1 pseudogene is annotated in these 600 nt (G+C 49.2%); it reads right to left on the minus strand.

Annotated features, from left to right (window positions below):
* Positions 1 to 219, minus strand: a pseudogene (locus tag ACPGUT_RS16110) (ABC transporter substrate-binding protein); the annotation flags it as partial.
* Between the last annotated feature and the right edge of the window lie 381 nt (positions 220 to 600).

Genomic DNA, 600 nt, shown 5'->3' on the forward strand with positions numbered 1-600 from the left:
AACAGAGCCTTTGCGGATATGCGGATTGAGCGAATCGAAACCACCCACTTCGCCAAAGGCAATGCGCCCACCTTTGGGTGCATCGGGATTGGCGTAGGGTAGGGACACAAAATCAGGTGGAAGCGCTGGCTCACCATACATAGCTATGCCATGCATGGGCTCAGCAGCAGCGCTTTGCGGCATTACCAAAACGGTGGCAGCAAGGGCCACTGCCCGCATAGCGGGTCGGAAAAACAGTGATTTCATTTGGTAAACAATCCCTTAAGTGCCTAGCCTGTGGATAAAAGTCGTAACGGGGCTTTCACAACTTATCAAACTTTTAGCTTGGAGTGCGGCGCGTTAAGGACTATAAAGAAGTCACTGCTCGATAGGTTTCTTGCCTGTATGAAACCTGCCTCAATAACTTAACCCCAGCTTCGTGCTGGGGTTTTTTTTGTCCTGATGGCAAGGGCGTGCAGGCTTTCTTTCATCCTGAACTTCCTGCGCGAGAGACCGCTTTAGCCCTTATTTTGCTCGGGTAGCATGTTAAGTAGGTAGATAAAGCAACATCAGAGTTCGGATAAGGGAAAACTAACTTATGTCACTGAATGGAAAAACTGC

Source organism: Halocynthiibacter sp. (assembly GCF_049608145.1).
In the GTDB taxonomy this organism is placed as follows: domain Bacteria; phylum Pseudomonadota; class Alphaproteobacteria; order Rhodobacterales; family Rhodobacteraceae; genus Halocynthiibacter.